General features: G+C 39.2%; 17 protein-coding genes and 9 tRNA genes. 2 read left to right on the plus strand and 24 right to left on the minus strand.

The window, feature by feature from the left end; all coding sequences use genetic code 11:
* Positions 1–122 precede the first annotated feature (122 nt).
* From nadA to H5119_RS12580, 20 genes are all read right to left on the minus strand, one after another.
* A complete protein-coding gene (gene nadA / locus H5119_RS12485; protein WP_182702465.1) occupies positions 123–1,163 on the minus strand; it encodes a quinolinate synthase NadA in 1,041 nt (346 codons plus the stop codon).
* 141 nt (positions 1,164–1,304) lie between these two features.
* Positions 1,305–1,380 (minus strand) — tRNA-Lys (locus tag H5119_RS12490).
* A gap of 63 nt (positions 1,381–1,443) precedes the next feature.
* Positions 1,444–1,519, minus strand: a tRNA-Lys gene (locus H5119_RS12495).
* Between the two features lie 83 nt (positions 1,520–1,602).
* Positions 1,603–1,678 (minus strand) — tRNA-Lys (locus tag H5119_RS12500).
* A 62-nt stretch (positions 1,679–1,740) separates the two neighbouring features.
* Positions 1,741–1,816: transfer RNA gene (locus H5119_RS12505), tRNA-Lys, on the minus strand.
* A gap of 83 nt (positions 1,817–1,899) precedes the next feature.
* Positions 1,900–1,975 (minus strand) — tRNA-Lys (locus tag H5119_RS12510).
* Between the two features lie 81 nt (positions 1,976–2,056).
* A tRNA-Lys gene (locus tag H5119_RS12515) sits at positions 2,057–2,132 on the minus strand.
* A 63-nt stretch (positions 2,133–2,195) separates the two neighbouring features.
* Positions 2,196–2,271 (minus strand) — tRNA-Lys (locus tag H5119_RS12520).
* A gap of 61 nt (positions 2,272–2,332) precedes the next feature.
* Positions 2,333–2,408: transfer RNA gene (locus H5119_RS12525), tRNA-Lys, on the minus strand.
* Between the two features lie 171 nt (positions 2,409–2,579).
* On the minus strand, positions 2,580–3,329 hold the full coding sequence (gene ybgF / locus H5119_RS12530) for a tol-pal system protein YbgF (protein WP_138584483.1): 750 nt from the start codon (positions 3,327–3,329) through the stop codon (positions 2,580–2,582).
* A gap of 13 nt (positions 3,330–3,342) precedes the next feature.
* Positions 3,343–3,885 carry a peptidoglycan-associated lipoprotein Pal gene (gene pal, locus H5119_RS12535; protein ID WP_077537593.1) on the minus strand — a complete coding sequence of 181 codons (543 nt, stop codon included), beginning with the start codon at positions 3,883–3,885 and terminating at the stop codon, positions 3,343–3,345.
* Positions 3,886–3,919: 34 nt separating this feature from the next.
* Positions 3,920–5,278 carry a Tol-Pal system beta propeller repeat protein TolB gene (tolB, locus tag H5119_RS12540; RefSeq protein ID WP_138584482.1) on the minus strand — a complete coding sequence of 453 codons (1,359 nt, stop codon included), beginning with the start codon at positions 5,276–5,278 and terminating at the stop codon, positions 3,920–3,922.
* Between the two features lie 9 nt (positions 5,279–5,287).
* Positions 5,288–6,214, minus strand: coding sequence for a cell envelope integrity protein TolA (gene tolA, locus H5119_RS12545; RefSeq protein WP_138584481.1), 927 nt, complete (start codon positions 6,212–6,214; stop codon positions 5,288–5,290).
* A gap of 4 nt (positions 6,215–6,218) precedes the next feature.
* A complete protein-coding gene (gene tolR / locus H5119_RS12550) occupies positions 6,219–6,650 on the minus strand; it encodes a protein TolR (protein ID WP_077537590.1) in 432 nt (143 codons plus the stop codon).
* The gene (gene tolQ, locus H5119_RS12555; protein ID WP_077537589.1) at positions 6,637–7,341 is read right to left on the minus strand and encodes a protein TolQ; all 705 of its coding nucleotides are present in this window, start codon (positions 7,339–7,341) and stop codon (positions 6,637–6,639) included. The genes tolR and tolQ overlap by 14 nt, the downstream gene beginning before the upstream one ends.
* 975 nt (positions 7,342–8,316) lie before the next feature.
* The gene (gene ruvB, locus H5119_RS12560; RefSeq protein WP_138585712.1) at positions 8,317–9,324 is read right to left on the minus strand and encodes a Holliday junction branch migration DNA helicase RuvB; all 1,008 of its coding nucleotides are present in this window, start codon (positions 9,322–9,324) and stop codon (positions 8,317–8,319) included.
* Positions 9,325–9,331: 7 nt separating this feature from the next.
* A complete protein-coding gene (gene ruvA / locus H5119_RS12565; RefSeq protein ID WP_182702466.1) occupies positions 9,332–9,949 on the minus strand; it encodes a Holliday junction branch migration protein RuvA in 618 nt (205 codons plus the stop codon).
* A gap of 2 nt (positions 9,950–9,951) precedes the next feature.
* A complete protein-coding gene (ruvC, locus tag H5119_RS12570; protein ID WP_002960649.1) occupies positions 9,952–10,476 on the minus strand; it encodes a crossover junction endodeoxyribonuclease RuvC in 525 nt (174 codons plus the stop codon).
* A 129-nt stretch (positions 10,477–10,605) separates the two neighbouring features.
* Entirely contained in the window at positions 10,606–13,107 is a 2,502-nt protein-coding gene (locus H5119_RS12575; RefSeq protein ID WP_182702467.1) for an ABC transporter permease, read from the minus strand.
* Positions 13,097–13,810, minus strand: a complete 714-nt coding sequence (locus H5119_RS12580) for an ABC transporter ATP-binding protein (protein WP_182702468.1) — start codon at positions 13,808–13,810, stop codon at positions 13,097–13,099. Before H5119_RS12580 ends, H5119_RS12575 begins: the two co-directional genes overlap by 11 nt.
* Between H5119_RS12580 and H5119_RS12585 the strand changes: the two genes are divergently transcribed.
* Together H5119_RS12585 and H5119_RS12590 are read left to right on the plus strand one after the other, a co-directional pair.
* Positions 13,811–14,434: an arylesterase gene (locus tag H5119_RS12585; protein WP_182702469.1), complete on the plus strand. Its 624-nt coding sequence runs from the start codon at positions 13,811–13,813 to the stop codon at positions 14,432–14,434.
* A gap of 111 nt (positions 14,435–14,545) precedes the next feature.
* Positions 14,546–14,622, plus strand: a tRNA-Pro gene (locus tag H5119_RS12590).
* Between the two features lie 250 nt (positions 14,623–14,872).
* Here H5119_RS12590 and H5119_RS12595 read toward each other — a convergent pair.
* The 4 genes from H5119_RS12595 to H5119_RS12610 all read right to left on the minus strand — a co-directional run bounded on the left by H5119_RS12595 (position 14,873) and on the right by H5119_RS12610 (position 18,390).
* The gene (locus tag H5119_RS12595) at positions 14,873–16,246 is read right to left on the minus strand and encodes a hypothetical protein (RefSeq protein WP_182702470.1); all 1,374 of its coding nucleotides are present in this window, start codon (positions 16,244–16,246) and stop codon (positions 14,873–14,875) included.
* A 62-nt stretch (positions 16,247–16,308) separates the two neighbouring features.
* The gene (locus H5119_RS12600; RefSeq protein ID WP_004587264.1) at positions 16,309–16,545 is read right to left on the minus strand and encodes a helix-turn-helix domain-containing protein; all 237 of its coding nucleotides are present in this window, start codon (positions 16,543–16,545) and stop codon (positions 16,309–16,311) included.
* A 373-nt stretch (positions 16,546–16,918) separates the two neighbouring features.
* A complete protein-coding gene (locus H5119_RS12605) occupies positions 16,919–17,617 on the minus strand; it encodes a hypothetical protein (protein ID WP_182702471.1) in 699 nt (232 codons plus the stop codon).
* 2 nt (positions 17,618–17,619) lie between these two features.
* Positions 17,620–18,390 (minus strand): hypothetical protein, encoded by a 771-nt coding sequence (locus tag H5119_RS12610; protein ID WP_182712968.1) that lies wholly within the window; start codon positions 18,388–18,390, stop codon positions 17,620–17,622.
* Positions 18,391–18,402 lie beyond the last annotated feature (12 nt).

Below are 18,402 nucleotides of genomic sequence, written 5' to 3' on the forward strand. Positions count from 1 at the left end.
CAGAGATTTTCAGTGAAAACAAGGCGAATTTACGCGTCAATAGCTGGCCTATTGCAAGTAAATTCAACGCAGTTAGCGCTGAAAATAGCTGCTCGAGATAGATTTATTATCCAGAGTTCAGGTTACTTAATCATACTTGCAGTAAATTCAAGCATGCGGTTAAGCGATTTAAGCGCGCCTTCACGTAAATCCATATCAACAAATACTTCTTTACCTTTAGGGTCAAGGAGCGCTTCCTCAATCGCTTTTAAGCCATTCATTGCCATCCAAGGACAGTGAGCGCAACTTTTACAGGACGCGCCCTCACCGGCTGTTGGAGCCGCAAAAAACTCTTTATCTGGGCACAGTTGCTGCATTTTATAAAAAATGCCGCGATCAGTCGCTACAATAAACTTTTTGTTTGGCATTGTTTGCGCTGCTTTTATTAGTTGGCTCGTTGAGCCCACTGCATCGGCAAGTGCGACAATTTCGGCTGGCGACTCTGGATGAACTAATACACCTGCATCTGGATGTAATACTTTAAAGTCTTTTAAGGCTTTGGTTTTAAATTCGTCATGAACGATACATGCGCCGTTCCACATAATCATATCTGCACCGGTATTCTTTTGAATATAGCTGCCTAAATGTTTATCTGGTCCCCAAATGATTTTTTCGCCTTGTTCGTCTAAGTGCTCAACAATTTCAAGCGCGCAGGATGACGTTACAATCCAATCGGCACGTGCCTTAACAGCCGTTGAGGTATTTGCATACACAACCACTTTACGATCAGGGTGCTCATCACAAAATGCTGAAAATTCATCGATAGGACAACCAATATCCAGCGAACATGTCGCTTCAAGCGTTGGCATAACAACCGTTTTATTGGGGGTTAAAATTTTAGCTGTTTCGCCCATAAACTTTACGCCCGCGACGATGATCATATCTGCATCGTGACGTGCGCCAAAACGTGCCATTTCTAACGAGTCTGCAACGCAGCCGCCAGTTTCTTCAGCAAGTGCTTGAATTTCAGGATCGGTATAGTAATGTGCAACAAGTACTGCATTTTTATCGACCAGTAATTGTTTTATACGTGCTTTATATTCGCCTTGCTCATCGTGTGTTAATGGAGCTGGCTTAGGAGGGAAAATATAGCCTTCAGGCATAATAGTTTGAGCTAGACTCATGTTCTCGACCACTTATCTACAGTGCATTAATTACGGCGAATTATACGAGAATATGAACACAAATAACAGCAAACTAGTGAGGCTGTTTATAAAAAATAAAATGGGAATTTAAAAAAGAATATAAAGGAAAGTATTAGAGAGTGGTGGGTCATGATGGATTTGAACCATCGACCAATTGATTAAAAGTCAACTGCTCTACCAACTGAGCTAATGACCCGCTCTAATATAATCTGCTTTGTAAAAAAGCTACGTAAATCCGCCGATTAAAACTATCATAGAATGGTGGGTTATGATGGATTTGAACCATCGACCAATTGATTAAAAGTCAACTGCTCTACCAACTGAGCTAATAACCCGCTCTATACACTTATTCAATTATGAATGAAGCTTACGTAAATCCGCCGATTGATGCCAAACCGTATTCACAAGGAATAAAGAATGGTGGGTCATGATGGATTTGAACCATCGACCAATTGATTAAAAGTCAACTGCTCTACCAACTGAGCTAATGACCCGCTCTGATATTAATTCGCTTTTTAAGCGCTACGTAAATCCGCCGATTAAAACTGTCATAGAATGGTGGGTTATGATGGATTTGAACCATCGACCAATTGATTAAAAGTCAACTGCTCTACCAACTGAGCTAATAACCCGCTCTATGCACTTATTCAGTTAAGAATGAAGCTTACGTAAACCCGCCGATTGAAGCCATTCGCTATTCACAAAGAATAAAGAATGGTGGGTCATGATGGATTTGAACCATCGACCAATTGATTAAAAGTCAACTGCTCTACCAACTGAGCTAATGACCCGCTCATGCACTTATTTAATAATAAATAAGCTTACGTAAATCCGCCGATTGAAACCATTCGCTATTCACAAGGAATAAAGAATGGTGGGTCATGATGGATTTGAACCATCGACCAATTGATTAAAAGTCAACTGCTCTACCAACTGAGCTAATGACCCGCTCTGATATACACTATTTGCAGCAAAGTTTAAATTAAACCATTTATATTTAATAAATAAAAATGGTGGGTCATGATGGATTTGAACCATCGACCAATTGATTAAAAGTCAACTGCTCTACCAACTGAGCTAATGACCCGCTCTAATTTATACAACTCTAACTACTACGTAAATCCGCCGATAAAAGACCATTTAAAAAATGGTGGGTTATGATGGATTTGAACCATCGACCAATTGATTAAAAGTCAACTGCTCTACCAACTGAGCTAATAACCCGCTCTTTTTGCCGCATTTCGAGTGGGGTAACCATTCGTTTGCTGCGGGCGCTTATAATACTTATTTATAAAATGAGTGCAACCGAAATTGTCTCTTTTTTTAAGTTTTTCTGCCTAGTTGACCAATTTTAGACCGCTTATGACAAAAAGCAGTCTAATCAAGCCGATTCAATTATTTTGATAAGCGATTGGTGGCTAATTTTGCAGCAGTTGTGCTTGGATACTGATTAATAAGATCGCTCAGTATTTTTTGCGCATTTTCGGCAAAACCTTGCTCTTGTAAAAGCGTTCCTAACTTTAGCATTGCATCAGGGCGTTTATTTGAATTAGGAAATTCGTTTACAACCACTTTAAAATGCTCAATTGCTTTAACTGGCGTATTTTTAATCGTTAACAATTGCCCAAGCCAATAATGTGCATTAGACACATAAACGGAATTTGGATACGTTGTTAAAAAAGTTTGAAACTCGGGAATTGCCTGATCATAGCGCTTATCTTTCATTATTAACGCAACAGCACGCTCGTACGCTTCGTTTTCAGATAAATCAGTGCTGTAGGTCTGCGCATCATTAGCTTGCGTGTAGTCCGTCGCAGGGACTACAGCCGGCTGTGTGTAAGCTTGGCTTACTCTATTTTCAATTTCTTGATAAAGTTCACGTTGGCGCTGCAGTACTTTTTCAAGCTTATAACTCTGCTCTTCAGTTACGCCTCGTATTTGACTGACTTCATCTTGTAATAAATTAAGTTGTTGCTGTAACTCAACTTGTAAAAAATTACGTGTCTGCATCAACTTTTCAAGTGACGCTAAACGCTTCTCAACACTCGTTTGTGAACTTGCAGCTTCTGAAACAGGAGCGGGAGCAGCCATTAACTGGGTGCTCCCGCTCAATATCATGGCTGCCAAAATAATTTTCGGCTTCATAATATCTCTTATCTTAGTAAACTAATACCGCACGGCGGTTTTTAGCGAAAGCTGATTCAGTGCGAGATTTAACCATTGGCTTCTCTTCACCGTAGCTTACCACTGACATTTGGCTCGCTGAAACACCTAAACTTTGTAGGTATTTTTCAACAGCTTTACCACGGTGTTCACCAAGTGCAATATTATACTCTGGCGTACCGCGCTCATCTGCATGGCCTTCAATGAGTACTTTAACTGATGAATTTTGAACTAAGAACTCAGCATGTGCACGAAGTAAATCAGCGTACTTGCCTTCAACTGTCGCTTTATCAAAGTCAAAGTAAATTACTTGCTCTTGACGAAGTGCTTCGTATTTTTGGCGAAGTTGTTCTTCTGCTTGTTGCTCAGGTGAAATAGTCGCTACTTCAACTGTATCATTATTCGTTGGCTGCTCAACAACAGCTTGATTTGTTTGATTTGCAGCACCGTCATCAATGTCTGATGATGAGCTACAAGCTGCTAATGTCATTACTGGCACAGCAATTAGCAGGCCTTTAAGTATTTTATTAAGTTGCATTGAGTTGATTCCTATTTTGAGTAAACCAGTAATATTACTGTAAATATGGCGACCAAGCTGGCGCCTTTACTTGTCCGTCTAGCACAGGTAACAGTGCTTTAAAGCGGCCGTCCATCGATACCAGCGCGAGTACCTGTTTATTATTATGGAGCGTGCTATAAATAATCATCGAGCCATTTGGCGCTATGCTCGGAGATTCATCAAGGCGTGTCCGCGTTAACACTTGAAACGCGCCTGTAGCCAGCTCTTTCTTAGCAAGATGATACTGCCCGTTAGTACGGTTTACCATCACTAATTCTTTTCCGTCAGGTGTTATAGAACCCGCTAGGTTCATATCGCCGTCAAAGGTCAACCTTCGCGACCTACCTGTTTGTAAATTTAACTTATAAATCTGAGCATTACCACCTCTTTCAGAGGTAAATACTATATCTTGGCTATTTGGGTGCCAAGATGGCTCAGTATCGATACTGCGATGACGCGTAAGTCGTGTTTCTTTACGTGTTGCTAGGTCCAACAAATAAATCTCAGTGGCTCCACCGTTGTCTTTTGATAATACCAATAACAACTTTTTACCGTCAGGTGAAAACTGTGGTGCGCCATTAATCCCACGGTAACTAGCAATAACTTCTCGTTTACCCGTGTACAAATCTTGAATATAGATTTGGCTTTGGCGATTTTCAAACGTCACATAAGCTAATTTAGTGCCATCTGGCGACCAAGCTGGCGACATCAGTGGCTCTTTTGAGCGAAGTAATACTTGTTCATTAAAGCCGTCATAGTCGGCAACAACTAGCTGATAAGGCTTAGCATCTGTATCGCGCACAATAACATATGCTATCTTCGTTAAAAAAGCGCCTTTTTCACCGGTTAGCTTTTCGTAAATAACATCACTAATGCGGTGCGAGTAACGACGAAAGCCACTCTCCCCTATTACACTTTCACGCGCTTCTAAAATATGGCTTTGGCTTTTAACTAACTTACCATTGCTCATCATTTGCGTGTTGCCACCGGTTATTTGACCACGTATTACATCAACTAACTCATAACGAACTAGGTATCGCCCATCAGTTTGTTGTTCAACTTCACCAACAAGCACTGCCTCAACGCCTTTATTAACCCATGATGCGTAATCAATTTCACTGTCTTTGCTCGGTTGCTGCGGCATTTGCGCAACGTTAACAGGCTTAAATTTACCGCTGCGCATTAAATCGGCAGCAATAACACTATTTAACTCTTGGGGTATAGGGCCAATTCCTCTGTATTTAAACGGTACTATTGCAATAGGCCTTGCACCATCAACCCCTTCTGTAATTACAATTTCAAGCGCTGCATGTGCAATACTCTGAAATCCCAATAATAAAACTAAACAGGCTATTTTTACTTTGTTGAACATATCATCCCTTTAAAACTCTGGCTTGATTGTTAAATTAATATTCTTGAGTTTATCGAATACATCTTTATCTTTAGAAACAGGTAGCGTGTCTGCCATTCGCACTGCTCTCAACGTCGCTTCGCACACTAATTTATCGCCGCCTAACGATTTAACTTGTGTAACTAAACCATTAAAGCCTAAGCGAATGTTAACTCTACACTGTTGATTTTTCATTTTTTCGTCAATCAGTAAGTTTTGTTGGATACGCGCCATAATTAAAGCACGGTATTTATCTACTTCACCGACGACTTGTTGCTGGCGTATTTTATTACGCGCTGCCTGCTCTTTAGCAAGTTGCTCTTGTAATATCTGCTCTTGCAACGCTTGCTGACGTTTACGTTCGGCCTCGGCTGCACGCTCTTTAGCTTCTAGCTCGCGTTTTTCACGCTCTGCTTCTGCTTTTTTTAGTGCATCTTCTTCGGTTTTACGTCTTTGGGCTGCCGCTTTTGCAGCGTTTTCAGCTTCTTCCTTTTGTTTTTCGGCTTGCTTTGCTTTAGCGCGTTCCTTTTGCTCAATTGCACGTGCTTTTTTTGCTTGGGCTTGCGCTTCTGCGGTTTCTTTCTCTTTTGCTTTGCGCTCTTGCTCTAGCTTTTTAATGCTACGGGCTTCAGATTCGCGCTGCTTACGCGCGTTTGCTGCTCTGCGTTCTAAATCGCGAATACGTTTATCTTCCGCCTGTTTTTTATCTTTTTCTTTTTTCTGCAGCTCAGCTATCTTTTGCTCAACCATTTTTTGATCGACGGTCACAGCCGATACCGCTTTATCTGCAGTTGGAATAGCCGAATTAAGCGTTACCTCCATAACTTTAGGTGCTGATGGATGAATGTTTGCAGATGCATACAAAAAACCACCAATACCTAAATGAAGTACTACCGACTTTATTAATGAACTATTCATACGGCTACTTTGTCCCCTCGAAGGATTCGGTCATTAACCCTACTGATGGTACGCCTGCATTTTTCAAAAAATCCATTAGTAACAACACTTCTTGATACGACACCTTGCCCGAACCTTTTATCATTACTGGTACGTCAGGGTTTTTCATTAGTTGTAACTTTATAACTGCGGCTACATCGAGCGCTTCCATAGGCTCTTCTGGATCTGTACCTACACTTACATAGTATTTACCTTGCGCATCAATAGAGGCAATAATGGGTGGGGTATCTTTAGTATCAACTAAATCGGACTCTTCCATTTTTGGTAAATCGACTTTTACACCATGTGTAATAAGCGGTGCTGTAGCCATAAATATAATAAGTAGTACCAACATTACATCAATGTAAGGTACTACATTAATTTCTGCGACCGGACGGCGCTTTTTACGCTGATACATTCGCTTGGGCCTCTATTTGAGTAGCTGCTTGACGATGCAAGATATTCGCAAATTCTTCCATAAAGTTAATATAATGAGATTCCAGTTTTTCGATTTTATTAGAAAAACGGTTATAGGCGATAACAGCTGGGATCGCGGCAAATAAGCCCATCGCTGTTGCAATAAGTGCTTCTGCAATACCTGGCGCGACCATTTGTAAGGTTGCTTGTTTAACTTCACCTAGCGCAATAAAGGCATTCATAATACCCCACACGGTACCAAATAAGCCTATATACGGGCTAATTGAACCAACTGTTGCTAAAAATGAAAGACTTGATTCGGTTTTTTCTATTTCACGAGAAAGCGCAACACGCATCGAGCGGTGCGTACCTTCCATAACAATGCCCGCACTTTGAAAAGTATTCTTTTTATGACGCGCAAACTCTTTAAAACCGGCGGTAAACAACGCTTCAATACCTTGAGATTGACCACTGCGTGACGATATTTCGTTGTATAACTTACTTAAATCAATACCTGACCAAAATTTTTGCTCAAACTTTTTAGTATTTGCCAAAGCATCCGATATCGCTTTTTTACGTTGAAAAATAATTGCCCAAGACATAACAGACATAGCAACTAGCCCTAACATGACTAGTTGAACAAGCAAACTGGCTTCTAAAATTAGATCTAAAAAATTAAGCCCTGATCCCACGTTAAACTCCTAAATAGTATCAAAATAAGAAAATTCTATAAATATGACTGCCTGTGCAGTCAAAAGTTGCAACTAGTGTATATAGTCCATTTCATACTGACAATCATATTGCTATGAATAACCAACAAAAAACGTTAAAAATAACCTTCGTATATGATTTATCCAACCCAAGTCAATAAACACACCATTTACAATTTAATATATTGCATTAAAGATGATTAAATATATCAATAAACTTCATAAATTAGAGCATTTATTCAAAATACGTGCATAAACACTCAAAAGCATCTTTAAGTTACCTTTACGTAATAGTAAAACTAATACTACAAAAAACAATAAAAGCATCTACAAAGCTTATTTTTCATAAACTTACAAATTCAATGACCAATTAACGAACAATGACTAAGCAGTAAAAAATACACTCGGATTATTTTTTCTAATCTGAAAATGTAAATTTTCTAGTTTGAACTTATAGTCGATATTGCGTATTATTACTGCATACCGAGCTAGTGCACTAAGTGATATTGTTTCATTACGCAAAGTTCTTAGTAATATGATTTTATCGTATTACATTGTTTTACTTTTTTGGATAAAACCTTAATTTGTAAAACGTAGTTCCCAAAGATTACTTCCTTCAACTTGTTGTTTGCCCGCATTTTTTGCGGGCTTTTTTTTGCCTATCATTTACCGCGTTACCTGATACATTCGTAAACTAATACCAATTGCATTAAATTAGTGATCTATTATAGCGATAAAAAATAGCTCAATAACAAGGCTAAAATTATGATACATAGTTGTTCTATCTAGATAATTTTTAACGTACTTAGTGAGTTATCTAAACGCCACGCAGCATACCTTCGCAAGTCTTAACGTCCTGTGAATTATCAGTTGACTATTAACGCATCGGTATTTTGAAAGAGAGAGATAATAAAGCAATGACTTGCTGCACAATAAAGCACAGCAAGCTATATAGAGTTAGTCTTTTTTAGGAAGTAAACCAAAGTGATGGTATGCACTGTCAGACACTATGCGCCCACGCGGAGTACGCTGAATAAACCCTTGTTGGATTAAAAATGGCTCTATTACATCTTCTATTGTTTCGCGCTCTTCACCAATAGCAGCCGCTACATTGTCAAGCCCTACAGGGCCGCCCATAAATTTTTCGATTATGGCGAGTAAATATTTACGGTCCATATAATCAAAGCCACTTTTATCTACATCAATCATATCAAGCGCTTGCTTTGCTACTTCGGCGTTTACTGTGCCATCAGATTTTACTTGTGTGTAATCGCGTACGCGACGTAGTAAGCGGTTTGCAATACGTGGTGTACCACGCGATCGCTGAGCAATTTCAGTTGCGCCATCATCACACATTTCTAAATCAAGATAATGTGCTGAGCGCCCTACTATGTGCGATAAATCTTCTACTGAGTAAAACTCTAATCGCTGTACAATACCAAAACGGTCACGCAGTGGCGATGTGAGCGAGCCTGCTCGCGTAGTAGCACCAATAAGTGTAAATGCAGGTAAGTCTAATTTAATGGAGCGCGCAGCAGGGCCTTCACCAATCATTATATCAAGCTGGTAGTCTTCCATTGCGGGATAAAGTATTTCTTCAACTTGCGGGCTGAGCCTGTGTATTTCATCAATAAACAGTACATCGCCTTCTTCTAAATTAGTGAGCAACGCAGCTAAATCGCCTGCTTTTTCAAGTACTGGGCCGGATGTTGTTTTAATACTTACGTGTAATTCGTTGGCGACAATGTTTGCGAGCGTGGTTTTACCCAAGCCCGGTGGGCCAAATATCAATAAATGATCGAGCGCTTCACCACGGGTGCGAGCAGCTTCAATAAAAATTTCCATTTGCTGCTTAACATGAGGCTGACCTCTGTAGTCGGCTAAAAGTTTTGGCCTTATTGCACGATCTATAGAATCTTCATTTGTTTTTTCAGTCGCGTCAATTAAGCGATCCGCTTCAATCATGGGTTACTCACAACATAGATTTTAAAGATTCTCTAATAAGAACCTCAGTAGACATATCGGGTTTACTTATCGATTTTACGGCTTTTTGAGCTTGTGGCAATTTATAACCTAATGCAAGCAGTGCCGATACGGCATCATCGGCGGCATTATTAGCAATTGTCGAATCGCTTATTGGCTCTATTACTGCGCTGTCGCTAAATGGCGTAAATAAATCATTACCCCAATCTTTTAGCCTGTCTTTCATTTCGAGTACTAAACGCTCGGCCGTTTTTTTACCTACACCGGGTAATTTAACAAGCGATGTTGAGTCTTCGTTATTTACACAACTTACAAATTGTTTTGCTGACATGCCCGATAAAATAGCTAAGCCAAGTTTTGGCCCTACGCCATTTGCTTTTAATAGCTCTCTAAACAAAGCACGTTCAACTTTATTATTAAAACCAAATAATAGTTGAGCATCTTCACGTACTACAAAGTGAGTGTAAACAATCGCATTTTCACCAATTTTTGGTAAATCGTAAAAACAGGTCATTGGCATTTGTACTTCGTAACCGACACCACTTACTTCAAGTAATATTTCTGGTGGCTGTTTTTCGACTAAAATACCATTTAAGCGGCCTATCATAGTTATTTCCTTAAACGTCCTCTAACGGTTTTGCTTGCGCTACCCGCTAGTTTAATTAAATTTTGTTCTGAGTGGGCGTGGCAAATCGCAATAGCGAGTGCATCAGCTGCATCGGCCTGTGGCGTACCGGGTAGTTTTAAAATGTTTTTTACCATGTGTTGCACTTGTGTTTTATCAGCGCCACCGTTACCGACTACCGCTTGCTTAATTTGCCTAGCTGAGTATTCAAATACAGGTAAATCCGCCATTGCAGCGCCAACAATCGCGGCGCCTCTAGCTTGGCCTAGTTTTAAAGCTGAATCGGGGTTGTGCGCCATAAATACTTTTTCAATGGCAAAGGTTTCTGGCGAAAACTGTTCAATAAGCTGTGTTATGCCTTGATAGATCATTTTAAGCCTAACCGGAAAAGGATGATCGGCTAACTTAATACAGCCACTGCCTAAGTATGTAAATTTAGAGCCTTGGTGGGCAACAACGCCATACCCAGTCAAACGTGAACCAGGATCGATCCCTAAAATAATGGCCAAACAGCGCTCCATTGTTATTATTTTTAAATTACGCTAATAATGCCAGAGCACTGTATAAATTACCAGTATAAAGAAAACAAAAATGCCCACGTGTTAGGTGGGCATTTGAAAGAGCATGTTAGTTTAAGTTTACCCTAGGGCGCGCACTAGTCCTTGGGTGTTTTGTTTGAGTGTTCGGGCAATCATTAAATAGCCTAAACCCGCTACAAATACGCCGCCAGCTACCGGCCCAATAATCCATATATGCGGATGTAACTTACCTGCTAAATCGAACATTTGTTGCTGTACAATTAAAAGCGCTATGTCGCTAAAAAATGCCGCAACTAAACCGGCTAAACCACCTAGTAATAAAAACTCATACAAGGTCGCGTTTTTAATTAACCGGCTTTTAGCACCCAGTGTTCGAAGTATTACAATTTCTTGCATACGCTCACCTAAACTTGCTTGCACTTGCGATATAAGGACAAGCGCACCACACAGCACAACAATAGCAAGTACAAAGCCAATGGCGAGTGATACTTGCGAAATAGTTGTTTGTATTTGCTTAACAAAGTTATCAATATCAATGGCTGTAATAGTAGGGTAAGTACGCAATAACCGGCTAAAGTCACGCTTTTGATCTGGGTTTATACGTACCGAAGAAATATACGTCGCCGGAAAATCTGCAAGTACGTCTGGGCTTAAAATAATAAAAAAGTTAGGTTTAAGCGTGGCCCAATTTACTTTGCGCACACTGGTGATTTTAGCATCGAACGACTGCGCACCAATTAAAAATGTAAGTGTATCGCCTATCTCAACATCTAAACGCTCAAGCATCGACTCCTCTACTGAGGCTTCAGCCATCGCATTTTCACCAAACCACGTGCCTTGTGTTACTTCATTTTGATCAGGCACATCTTTAAGCCATGTAAGATTTAGCTCACGGCCAATACCTGCACGTGCTTCTTCGTCTTTTTTCTCGTTGTCTTGCAGCGATACAGAACGTGCTACCAACTCGCCGTTTACCGCATTTACACGTCCACGAATAGTGGGATAAAACTCTGAGACCTGAATATCTTTTTGTGCCAAATACTCATTAATTGGCTCAAGCTCATTTTGCGTAATATTAACTAAAAACGCATTAGGCGCGTCGTTTGGTAGTTGCGACTGCCAATCAGCTATCATGTCGTTTTTAAGTACCACTAAAAACAGCAGTAATTTAATCGCTAACGAAAAACTAATTAACTGTACCGCGTTCACATTGGCACGCTTTTGAATAGACGCAATTGCAAGCGACCAACTGTTACCTGGCTTTAAGCCAAGCCTTCGACCACCACCAAATATTAATTTAGATACTAAAAACAGCACACCAATTAGCGCAAGTGTTGATATAAACAAAATAAGCGTTATTTTTATGTTGTTGCTAAATAACCACATTAATAAAAATACGGTTAGCGCGCTCATACCTAAATGCACACGACTTACTGCCAACTTGTCACCTAAGTTACGGCGCAGTACTCTAAGCGGCGGAATATCAAATAAATCAAATAATGGTTTAATAGAAAACATAACAGCACAAATTACGCCGGTGCTTATAGCCACCAGCCAAGGTTTAAAGCCACCTAAAGGTAACTCTGTGCCCATACTTTTTGATAAGTAACTTGTTGCTATTTCTTGCAAGCCATAGCCAATTAACAGCCCTATACTTACCGCCATTGCACATACAAGCAATAAATGAAGCATGTATATTTTGCGGATCATTGAGCGGCTACCGCCGAGCGTTTTCATCATCGCTACTGGGTCGTATTGGCGTTCACAATAACGTTTTGCTGAAACAGCTATAGCCACTGCAGCCAAAATAATACCTAATAGGCCGGCTAATAATAAAAAACTCTCTGCACGGTTTAAACTGTTTGAAATAGGTGATTGGCGGTCTTTAACGCCATACCATTGTTGGTTTTCTTTCATTTGTGGTTTAAGCCACTCGTAAAAGCTATTTATGTCGGCCTCACTACCTGCATAAAGTTGGCGGTAATAAACACGACTACCCGGCTGCACAACTTCAGTTTTTGCCACATCGTCAATATTAATAAGCACACGACGGCTACTCGAAAATACATTAAATGGCGCATCGGGCTCTTCTACAATAACTTTTGAAACATTAAATAATGCAGCGCCAAGCTCTACTTGCGCGCCTATATCAATATTTAAACTGTAAAATACCGATTCACTTAGCCACACATTACCCGGCGTTGGCCCGCTATTAGCAACTTTAGTTTCACCAGTTAGGGTGTCTTTAACTTTTAACTGCCCTTTTAGCGGGTACGCATTAGATGCCGCTTTTACTGAGCTAAACTGCATTTCATCATCGGCAAACAACATAGTATCGAAATACACCATTTGCGCCGTTTTTAAATTTTGGCTCTGTGCTTGAGTAATAAAAGCGGTGTCCAGAACATGGTCGCTTGCAAGTACACGGTCTGCTGCAATAAAAGCACTGCTTTTTTGCGCAATACTTTGCCCTATTCGCTCAGTAACCATCGACAGTGTAAGCACGGTTAACACAGCAAGAGCGATAGCTGCGCTTATAACCGTGAGCTCACCACGGCGAAATTCTCGCGAAAATAATTTAAGCGCTAACTTAACCCACATTAGCAACGTCCTCTACTTGGCTTTTTACTAGTAAACCCGCTTCGATTTGAATAATGTGCTCACATTTTTGTGCAAGCCCTTCATCGTGAGTAACCAAAATAAGCGTAGTGCCGTGTTGCGTGTTTAAATCAAATAATAAGGATTCAATCATCTTACCGTTTTTGCTGTCTAAGTTAGCCGAAGGCTCATCAGCAAATAGTATTTTAGGTGTACCAATAAATGCTCGCGCAATAGCAACACGTTGCTGTTCACCGCCAGAGAGTTGCGACGGGTAATGATCAATACGATGGCTCAAGCCTACTTTTTCAAGTAATGCAATTGCTTGCTCTTTTGCATCACTTTCACCGGCAAGCTCTGCTGGCAGCATCACGTTTTCAAGTGCAGTTAAACTTTGTACTAACATAAACGATTGAAACACAAATCCAATTTTAGCCGCGCGCAGTGCAGCACGTTCTTCTTCATCTAAATTGTGCAATGGCTCGCCGTCTAAAAACACCTCTCCGCTGCTGGCAGTATCCAGCCCTGCTAATAAACTGAGTAACGTAGATTTACCAGAGCCCGACGTACCAACAATAGCAACAGACTCACCATGCTTGACATTAAAGCTGATGTCGCTGAGGATGGGCAGCTCACCTTCAAAGGTAGAGACTATTTTAGATAAACCATTAACCTGAATTATATTTAATTGAGAAAGCGCTGACATATGACTCATTCAATCCTACGTTTAGTATTCATTTTATTTTTAGTTATCAAACCGCTGAGCGCAGCAGCCGACAACACGATTTTAATACTCGGTGACAGTTTAAGCGCAGCCTACGGACTTCAACAAGAGCAAGGCTGGGTAAAATTGTTACAAGATAAATACGATGACGAACAAGCCGACATTGAACTTATCAACGCCAGTATTAGTGGCGAAACATCCGGTGGAGCCCTACGTCGTTTAGATGCATTGCTTGAGCAATACGAACCTACTCATGTACTTATTGAGCTAGGTGCCAATGACGGTTTACGTGGTTTTCCAGTTAAAAAAATGCAAACCAACTTAACGGCTCTTATTCAAAAAAGCCAAGATGCTAATGCGATGACCGCCTTAATGGAGATTTACATTCCCCCTAATTACGGCCCGCGTTATAGCAAAATGTTTACTGACACTTTCTCGCGCGTTAGCGAAGAAACAAATGCACATTTAATGAACTTTTTTATGCTAAACATTGCAGGCCAACCTGAGCTTATGCAAAACGATAATTTACACCCTAACAAAAAAGCTCAGTTATTAATACGCGATGAGATGTATGACTCGATCAAAAAGTGGTTAAATAAGGATTAATGAATTAATACATCGAAAGAGTGCTATTTTTAGCGTTCTTGCGCAATAAACACCCAAACAAACAATCGCTTATTGATTTTTAAAAAAATACACGTACTATTGAATACAAATCGGTATGTGGCGCAGCTTGGTAGCGCACTGTCATGGGGTGGCAGGGGTCGAGAGTTCGAATCTCTCCATACCGACCATTTAACCTCTTTTTATTTCAATCAGTTACAAATTAAAGCACCCTCTTTATCGCACTATTAAATTAGCCTTTCTAAATATTTATCGCACATTTATCGCACCAATTTCCCTAATTATTTTTTTACTATTCTATGCATAATATTGGTATTTATGGGGGGAGATATATAGGAAGACACCTAATGACACCTTCCACTAAACTTTATTGGCTTTATTTAACCTTCGACACCGAACAATAATTAACCGCCTAGATAGTTACTCCCAATAGCGCTTCACGGTGCTGAGCCCTAGCCCCGTTTTTTCTGCAACCTGCTTTTGAGTTGGCTTAACCTCGTTTAGTATAGTCAGCTCAGATATAGTCGATAAAATTAGCTCATTTGTTCTCACTCTCTTTTTTTCAGCCGTACTGTTAGCTGACAGTTTTTGCCTCCTTTGCACCTCATCTACTGAAAGTCTTATCTTTTCATTAGGTTTTAAATAATCAGGCACGTAGCCCAAAATCGAATCAATATACTCTGCTAGAGTTTCTTTCTTATAGTTATAATTAACAACTTTGGCTGTTTGAACAAGATTAGTTAGTTCTTCAGTAGGTAGATTAATAAAGTCCTGATTGACCTTTAAAAGACGTTCAAAAGCTGAATTTTTATCAATGTGCTGGAATGCAACAAAGAGAATAAATGCAGTTTTATCTCTCTTCCCCAAAGGGACATATCCTAAATTATTAAAGTGAGATTTAATGATGTTTACACACTTTAGCCACCACTCTTTAATGTTATGTCCGTATTTTCGATATGGCTTAGGTTTGTCATTTGGGCATGAAGTCTTTTGCTGGCTGGGTTCAATAGGAGATGAGATTCTTGCATATCTTTTTTGCAACTTATTTAGCTTTGCAGCAAGACCAAAATCTTCAACAAGCTCATTGAACATATATTTAGCCCCCCCGTCAAAGAATCTAGCATACAAGCCTGTCTTATGATTCATTGAACCTGGAATTCGCATATGTCCAGCAATTTTACCTGTAGCGCCTTCATCAACGTGCCAGATATTATTTGATCGAAGCTTTTCTTTTAGTTTATGTGCTATTGAACGCCACAGCTCAACATTCATTGGCTTGGCTGCAATAGGTTCATATATCCAATAAAAGTGAACACCACCCGACCCAGAACAAACGTAACCTGTAGGAGGAGGAAACTGATTTGCCTCTAGCTGTTGAAAAACATCATCAACCACTCTCTTTTCTAAGTTTTTTACTCTATCTCGGATATCAAATTTTTCTATCTCCTCCTTTACATCTATCTCAAGCCAATTAGCTCTTAAAAGTGCTAAATTACGTGTTCTAGGCCAGCTAAAGAACTCATTTGGAGTATGATAATTATTTACAGCTTCACGCTTTACACCCAATGCTTCTACATAGACATATGTGTCACGCTTATACTGTTTAATTGTGGTTTTAAATTTAGATTTAGTATTACCGAGTAAATGTATTTTATAATTTGACACATGATTAGGAGTTAAAAGACTCCGAACATAAGTAGGATTTTTTAATTCAATCAGATCATAATAATGAACAGGTTCAGTTATACTATATTTTGGCCACGCATAAGATGGCCTTCCTTTTAAGGCAAGCATATAATTAGAAGATGCAAAGTGCGGTTGGGGTGTGGCCGGTCAAGCTGCCCCTTTCGCCTTTATTACATCTTCACTCCTTCAAATCGAGCAAGCCATTGCTCAACTGTTTCGCGTTTAAATAAGCGAACTCGTCCCAATTTAATTGAAGGTGGTGCTAAACGCTGTACTTGATATAGGTTGGCATCTTTTCCAGACTCAATAGCCTTACGCTGGGCGCTAAGACGATTATTAATTGTGCCTGTAGATAGGTGTAAAAGCTCTGATAGCTCTTTAATTGATAAGATTTCTGATGATGGCATGTTCGCTCTCCAATACGTAAATGAAAGCGAAGGGCGTTATGGATGCGCAAGACATCACCACATTAAAGTGGTTTCATAAGTTTCCTCGTTACGTATTGAAGGCAGCCTGAAGGCGCCTGTTTTTAATGTCACCTAAGTGACTCCCTTCGCGGGTAACACATTTTACATGTGTTAGCGTGAATATAGATGATTCAGAGTGAATTCGTCAATAGTTTGAGAGCGTTTTAATGATTCTATGGATGTTCTTATCAATGAACTTGATTAAGGACTAAAACCTAAATTTTAGTGGTTTATTTTAAAGTTTATTTTTATTTGCTAAAAGAAACCTATTCCTAGGGCAATATATGCTATGGCTACCTAGTGTTCATAAATTCTAACCCTTAAACCTTTCGTAAACTTTATTTATAATCGTAGATGTTATGTCAAATTCAATTATTGGTGTTGGTGATAACATCGATGAGCCATGAGCTAAAGAGTTTCTGATTCCAGCAGTAGATTCCAGTACTATTTCAAGGTAATCATATTCATATACAACATTTTCATAATCAATTTCATCCTCGTTCCATTCATAAGAATCTAGATTTTTTGAATCTATAACTTCAGAAATTTTTCTGCTATAAACCTCTTCTGCTCGTTGCTTTTTACCACGCTGCCATGCACTGAAGTCCTCATTTTTAATTAGCTCATTTTCAACAATATAAGTCATACAGAGCTTTAATCCTCTTGAGAATTTAGGTCCTTTTTTTGGCAGCTGCTTGTTCTTCAATTTACGGAAATCATCAAGTTTTTTTTCACCGATGCACTCTCTCAGTGCATGTTCTAAAGTGACATAGAGCTGATGACTAACTATTGGAAAGAATCTATATACGAAATACGCATGAAGGTATAAATTTTTTATTGTATCAAATTGAACTCTTATTTGTTCATCTACATGTTCGCCTAACTGATAGCTTTTAATATTTTCATAGAACTGTTCTATAGATTGAACGCCCATCATTTCTGTACGTACATCTGGCTGTAAAATGTTTTCTGGTGTTCTGAACTCTTCTGATAGCAAATTTTCTTTATCCATTATTAATTCGCTCTACTCAATACTGCTAATTTTTTTCCTATCCACGTCAATTTGTTTATTTTCTTTGCCCACTTACCACTTTTTTGTAGTGATTTTATATAAAAGATAAATATCCCAAAGACGAACCCTATAGGCAATAAAGAGATTACAATTCTCATATAATCAGCTTGCTTCATGGTAATTACAGAACCTATGTATCCTTCTAAAATAACTAGCTTCAACATAAGGTAAGTAACAAGTAACATACATCCGCCTAGAGCAAATTTAACAAGCGATAAAAAGCTATTATTAGGCTGAATTAATTCATTATTCTCCAGAGCTTTTAAATGATAGCGCTCTTCTTCAGTTAAAGTTTTTATTGAACTATCAGCAAAAGCTATCAAAGCTTTTGCCTGTCCTGGGGACATAGACTTTATTTTAGATATTAATATTTCAGATGAATTATCAGTTGAAGCGTTAACTAATAAATTTTGCCATAACTGACTTAGCTCTTTATTATCCGGATCGACTTTAGAAACACTATCAGCCCAATCTGAAAATAAACCTAGTTGTTCATAAGAAATTTGTTCATTGCCTGATGAGTTAATTTTCTCGTTTACAGAGTTAATATGCCTTAATAAGTTATCATCTTCTTTTTGCCTTTTTTTGCTCTCAACCTTAGCTTTAACTGCTTCTTTTAGTTCTTCAGCTAAATAATCAGTAGTAGGCTTTAAAAATGAAGTAATTGTAGGAAATAGAGTAATCTCTTTCGTATCTTTGCTTTCTGACATCATTAGTCCTTTAAA

This window comes from Pseudoalteromonas sp. SG45-5 (assembly GCF_014164085.1).
GTDB classification, from domain to species: Bacteria; Pseudomonadota; Gammaproteobacteria; order Enterobacterales; family Alteromonadaceae; genus Pseudoalteromonas; species Pseudoalteromonas aliena.